Below are 5,726 nucleotides of genomic sequence, written 5' to 3'. Positions count from 1 at the left end.
CCCGAACCCGCCGCCCGTCCGCGCGCGCCCCGCAAGGCCGCGCCGGTCGTCGAACCCGACGCCGAAGCCCGCAAACCCGCCAGGTCGGCCAAGGCCGCGCCACCGGTCGAGGACGAGGACGCCTTCGAGCCCAGCTTCGAGCCGCGCCCCCTGGCCATCGCCCAGCCCAAGGTTCCGGGCAAGTCCAACAGCCGCGAGCTGCGTGAACAGCAGAAGGCCTTCGACTTCGACGCCGAGGGCTTCCAGCTGCCCGAACTGGCCATGCTGGCCAAGCCCAAGCCCCGCTCGGCCGAGTTCGACGAGGAAGCCCTGCGCCAGAACGCCCGCCTGCTGGAAAGCGTGCTGGCCGAGTTCGGCGTGCGCGGCCAGATCGACCAGATCCGCCCAGGCCCCGTGGTCACCATGTACGAACTGGTGCCGGCCGCCGGCACCAAGACCGCCCGGGTCGTGGCCCTGGCCGACGACATCGCCCGCTCGATGAGCGTGATCTCGTGCCGCGTGGCCGTGGCCCAGGGCCGCAACGCCATCGGCATCGAAATGCCCAACTCGCGCCGCGAGACGGTCTATTTGCGCGACCTGCTGTCCAGCTCGGACTACGACAAGGCCACCCACATCCTGCCCATGGCCCTGGGCGAGACGATCGGCGGCGAGACCTACATCGCCGACCTGGCCAAGATGCCCCACCTGCTGATCGCCGGCACCACCGGCTCGGGCAAGTCGGTCGGGGTCAACGCCATGATCCTGTCGATCCTCTACAAGCTGCCGCCCGAGAAGTGCCGCTTCATCATGATCGACCCGAAGATGCTGGAACTCAGCGTCTATGACGGCATCCCGCACCTGCTGGCCCCGGTCGTCACCGATCCGAAGAAGGCCGTGGTGGCCCTGAAGTGGACCGTCCGCGAAATGGAGGACCGCTATCGCCGGATGTCGAAGATCGGCGTGCGGAACATCGGCGGCTTCAACGAGAAGGCCAACGAGGCCCTGGAGAAGGGCGAGCACTTCGAGCGGACCGTCCAGACCGGCTTCGACGACGCCGGCCGCCCGATCTATGAGACCGAGAAGATCCGCCCCGAGCCCATGCCCTATCTGGTGGTGGTCATCGACGAGGTCGCCGACCTGATGATGGTGGCCGGCAAGGACATCGAAGGCGCCGTCCAGCGCCTGGCCCAGATGGCCCGCGCCGCCGGCATCCACCTGATCATGGCCACCCAGCGCCCGTCGGTCGACGTCATCACCGGCACCATCAAGGCCAACTTCCCGACCCGGATCAGCTTCCAGGTCACCAGCAAGATCGACGCCCGCACCATCCTGGGCGAGCAGGGCGCCGAGCAACTGCTGGGCCAGGGCGACATGCTGTACATGGCCGGCGGCGGCCGCATCACCCGCCTGCACGGCCCGTTCGTCAGCGACGGAGAGGTCGAGGCCGTGGCCAAGTTCCTCCGCGACCAGGGCATCCCCAACTATCTGGAAGAAGTCACCGCCGGCGGCGACGAGGAGCAGGAAGAGGCTGTCGAGGGCGCCTTCGCCGGCGAGGGCGGGGCCAACGACCTCTACGACCACGCCGTGGCCGTGGTCACCCGCGACCGCAAGGCCTCGACCAGCTACATCCAGCGCCGCCTGCAGATCGGCTACAACCGCGCCGCCTCGCTGATGGAGCGGATGGAGAAGGAAGGCGTGGTCGGCGCCGCCAACCATGCCGGCAAGCGCGAGATCCTGGCCCCGCCGCCGCCTCCGATGTAGTGCGCCTGGGCCGGTTGGATCATTTGTGGCGCCGCTTGCGTTGTAGAGCTTGTGACGGCCCGGGCCGTCGCTTCGCCTCACGACCCCAAGGGAGTTTCGACCATGATCCGACCGCGCACGCCGCTCCTCGCCCTGACGCTGTTGATCGCCGTGGCCGGCTTGAGCGCCTGCGACAAGGAAGCCGGCCGCAAGCAGGAAACCATCGGCAAGGTCGAATCCGGCGTCGGGACGATCGTCGGCGACAAGGACCTGAAAAAGGAAGGCCAGAGCGACAAGGTCGCCGGCAATGTGAAGCAGGGCGACCTGAAGGGCGCCATCAAGGACGCCAAAAACTAGGGCCGTCCCGACCTGAAACCAGGGCCGTCCGTCCGCGTTTCCCCTGACTCCGACACCCCGAACCTGAACGGCGCTTCATCGCAGCGCCGGAAAATGGCCGCGCGACGGCCTTTCGCTCGTCGCAGGGTCAGGGCAAAGGTTGGAGGCATTGTTATCGGGCGTTCCGCTCGCCAAACCGCTCACACTTCGCGGAACGCTCTTTGGGAGATCGCATGACCGACATGACCCCGACCCGCCGTCTGATCCTGGCCACGGCCGGCTTCGGTCTGGCCGCGGCCTTCAGCGGACAGGCCCTGGCCGCCCAAGCGTCGGCCCCGGCGCTCTCGGCCGAGGAAAGGGCCCTGGTCGACAAGGCCACGGCCTATATCCAGACGCTGGGCTCGGCCAAGGGCCGCTTCATCCAGACCGACGCCCGCGGCGGCCAGACCCAGGGGGATTTCTACCTGCAGCGTCCCGGCAAGGCCCGGTTCGCCTATGACGGCCCGGCCGGCCTGCTGGTGGTCAGCAACGGCAACAACGTCAACCTCTTCGACCCCCGGCTGAAGACCTACGAGAGCTATCCGCTCAGCCGCACGCCCCTGGCGCTGTTGCTGGCCCGCGAGGTGCGGCTGGATCGCGGCGTGACCATCACCGGGGTGCGCAAGCTGCTGGACGGCTTCTCGATCACCGCCGTCGACGCCAAGCGCCAGACCTTGGGCCGCATCCAGCTGGACTTCAGCAGCGCGCCCGCCCTGACCGGATGGACCGTGACCGATGTGAAGGGCGGCGAGACGCGCGTACGGCTGGTCGGCTTCGAAAAAACCTCGGGCCTGGACCCGAAACTTTTCGTCCTTACCGATCCGAGGCGCCGAGTCGGCAAGCCTTAGTTGTATTTGGGCCGTTAAACGCCCCTGAAATGCGACAATTTCACAACATGCAAGTTTTAACGCGATTGTCCTTGACTTAGATCTCAGCCGTGGCAGATTTAACACGCATGGCGAAGAGCGCCCGACCCGCCCTTCGCAACCGTGCCGGACCTATCCCCTCCCGGCGGCGGCATGAGAGACCCGACTTTCGCCCAGACGCTCCGGCGTCTGGGCGTTTTTCGTTGTGTGTCCGCTCAGAACCCGACGACACCCGCCTTTCAGGGACCGTCCTCGTCCTTCGACAAGCTCAGGATGAGGACTACTGGCGGGGCGGTTCATTCAAACCTCATCCTGAGCTTGTCGAAGGACGAGGTTTTCGCTCCCAGAAGCCGGTTGGACCGACAGGCGATAAGCTCTAGAGGAACGGCATGCGCCTCCGTATCGCCACCTGGAACGTCAATTCCGTCCGCCTGCGCGCCGAGCAGGCCGCCCGCTTCGTCGACGAGCAGGGCCCCGACGTGCTCTGCCTGCAGGAGATCAAGTGCCAGGAGGGCGAGTTCCCCCGCGAGGCCTTCGTCGCCATGGGCCTGCCGCACATCAAGATCATGGGCCAGAAGGGCTGGCACGGCGTGGCCATCGCCTCGCGCCTGCCATTCGAGGACGTGCCGACGCTGATGAACTGCCGCGAGGGTCATGCCCGCTGCGTTGCGGTCAAGGTGGCCGGCGTCGACATCCAGAACTTCTACATCCCGGCTGGCGGGGACACGCCCGATCGCATCGGCAATCCGAAGTTCGATCATAAGCTCGACTTCTATGAGACCCTGACCGCCGCCCTGAAGAAGCGTGATCCCAAGGCGCCGCTGATCGTCACCGGCGACCTGAACATCGCACCCGGCGAGAACGACGTCTGGAGTCACCGCCAGATGCTGAAGGTTGTCAGCCACACGCCGGCCGAACTCGAGGCCTTCGAGGCGATGATCAAGTCGATGGATCTGCTGGACCTGCCGCGCCTGGCCACGCCGGAGCCGGAAAAGCTGTACAGCTGGTGGAGCTACCGCGCCGCCGATTTCCGCAAGTCCAACCGCGGCCTTCGCCTGGACCACATCCTGGCCAGCCCCGGCCTGCGCGACGCGGCGATCATCGACGGCAAGGTCAGCTCCAAGGTCCACGACACGGTCCGCGAATGGGAACGCCCCAGCGACCACGCCCCGGTGACGGCGGACCTGCTGGTCTAGGCGGCGTCGGCGTCCCCACGTTCCGGATCAGCAGGGATTTCCCTTTCAAATCCCGGTCGAAGCCCCGGACACAGCGCGATATTTCTCGGGCGGGGGAGCGGTCGTGATATCGGTGCGCTCCAGTGAACCCAGAGTGCCTAACGTGTCCGCTTCAGAATCCACCCCTCAAGTCTGGGACACGAAGCAGCTCCGGCGAGCGCTCGAGGCGGCGGGCGTCGCCCTATGGTCCTGGAATGTCGACACCGATCAACTGATCATGGACGAGCTCGGCTACAGCCTGTGGGGCGTGGCGATCACGACGGCGGTGCGTTTCGAAGATCTGTCCGCCCATATCCACCCGGCCGACCGCGACCGGGTCAGGGCCGCGTTCGCGGCGACGCGAGGGATCATCGGGGCCTATGAGATCGATTTCCGCATCATGGTCCAGGACGATGTCCGATGGATTTCGGCCCGTGGTCAGGGCGATGACGCCGGCATCGTAGGCCGGGTCATGGTTGGGGTCTTTCTCGACGTGACGGGCCGCAAGCAAGCCGAAGAGGCCAACGAACTGCTGGCCGGCGAGATGAGTCACCGGGTCAAGAACCTTCTGACCATCGCCTCAGCCCTGACCGCGATCACCTCGCGCTCGACCAAGACCACCGCCGACATGGCTCGCGAACTGACCGACCGCCTCACCTCCCTGGGACGCGCCCACGATCTTGTTCGTCCTATCCCCGGCCAAAACGGCAAGGCGGCGCTGCTGGGAGATTTGATCTCCGTGCTTCTCGCGCCCTATGACGACCTGGCCGCCTTCAGCGGCCGCATTCGCGTGTCCGTCCCGCGGATGGGCGTCGGCGAGGCCGCGGCGACAACCCTGGCCCTGGTCATCCACGAACTGGCGACGAACTCCCTGAAATACGGGGCGCTCTCGGTCGCGGCCGGCACGCTGGATGTCTCGTGCACGATCCACGACCAGGATATTGTCTTGACCTGGACCGAGCGCGGAGGCCCGCCCGTGGCGGGTCCGGCAAGCTCGGAGGGGTTCGGCAGCAAGCTGGTGACCCGAGGAATGTCGGCGCAGTTGGGCGGGTCCATCACCTATGACTGGCCCACACACGGCGTCATCGCCACGCTGCGAATGCTCAAGGACCGCCTCGCGACCTGAGGTGTTGCGAGGCGTCGCTTCGGCGTGGTGAGCGGGATGGCGACGTCCATCCTCGGCGTCGAGCAGATAAAGTCCTACGAATCCAACGCCAAAAGAAATCTCGACCCTCTTTTGTCCCCCACCTCCAAACCCGCCGCATAATCAGTGCTGTCTCCGTCGCGGAGGAGGGCGCTTGGTACCGACCCGAAGCGGCGATGGAGATGGAACCGAGCGGGGCCTGGCCGGCCTGGCGGGCGGATCGTGTCGGGAGGCGGGTCTCAGAAGGATCCAAGGCCCGGGGCGGACGCAAGCCGGACAGTCGGGGTCGACGGGGCCGGGAGGTTAAACCGGCCTGTTCCAGGATCAGTCGGAGTCGCCGACGGCCCCTTCCGGGCGACTTTGATCCTGCCCGCCCGAGGGGAAACGTCGACCGGGATGAAACAGGCC

Annotated in this window: 5 protein-coding genes; all 5 read left to right on the top strand. The window is 66.5% G+C overall.

Features of this window, described 5'->3' with window-relative positions; genetic code table 11:
• Positions 1–1,740, top strand: a 1,740-nt coding sequence (locus tag WAL33_RS18170; RefSeq protein WP_422182990.1) for a DNA translocase FtsK, incomplete at its 5' end; no start/stop codon positions are given.
• 102 nt (positions 1,741–1,842) lie between these two features.
• Positions 1,843–2,076, top strand: coding sequence for a hypothetical protein (locus WAL33_RS18165; protein ID WP_422182988.1), 234 nt, complete (start codon positions 1,843–1,845; stop codon positions 2,074–2,076).
• Between the two features lie 212 nt (positions 2,077–2,288).
• Complete coding sequence (locus WAL33_RS18160; protein WP_422182986.1) at positions 2,289–2,942, top strand: outer-membrane lipoprotein carrier protein LolA; 654 nt, start codon at positions 2,289–2,291, stop codon at positions 2,940–2,942.
• A 407-nt stretch (positions 2,943–3,349) separates the two neighbouring features.
• Positions 3,350–4,156 carry an exodeoxyribonuclease III gene (locus WAL33_RS18155; RefSeq protein ID WP_422182984.1) on the top strand — a complete coding sequence of 269 codons (807 nt, stop codon included), beginning with the start codon at positions 3,350–3,352 and terminating at the stop codon, positions 4,154–4,156.
• A 142-nt stretch (positions 4,157–4,298) separates the two neighbouring features.
• Positions 4,299–5,300 (top strand): sensor histidine kinase, encoded by a 1,002-nt coding sequence (locus WAL33_RS18150; RefSeq protein ID WP_422182982.1) that lies wholly within the window; start codon positions 4,299–4,301, stop codon positions 5,298–5,300.
• Positions 5,301–5,726: the final 426 nt, after the last annotated feature.

It is taken from the genome of Caulobacter sp. (genome assembly GCF_049283275.1).
Classification (GTDB): domain Bacteria; phylum Pseudomonadota; class Alphaproteobacteria; order Caulobacterales; family Caulobacteraceae; genus Caulobacter.
Note: the sequence above shows the minus strand (reverse complement) of the source record. Positions and strands in the feature narration are given on the sequence as shown.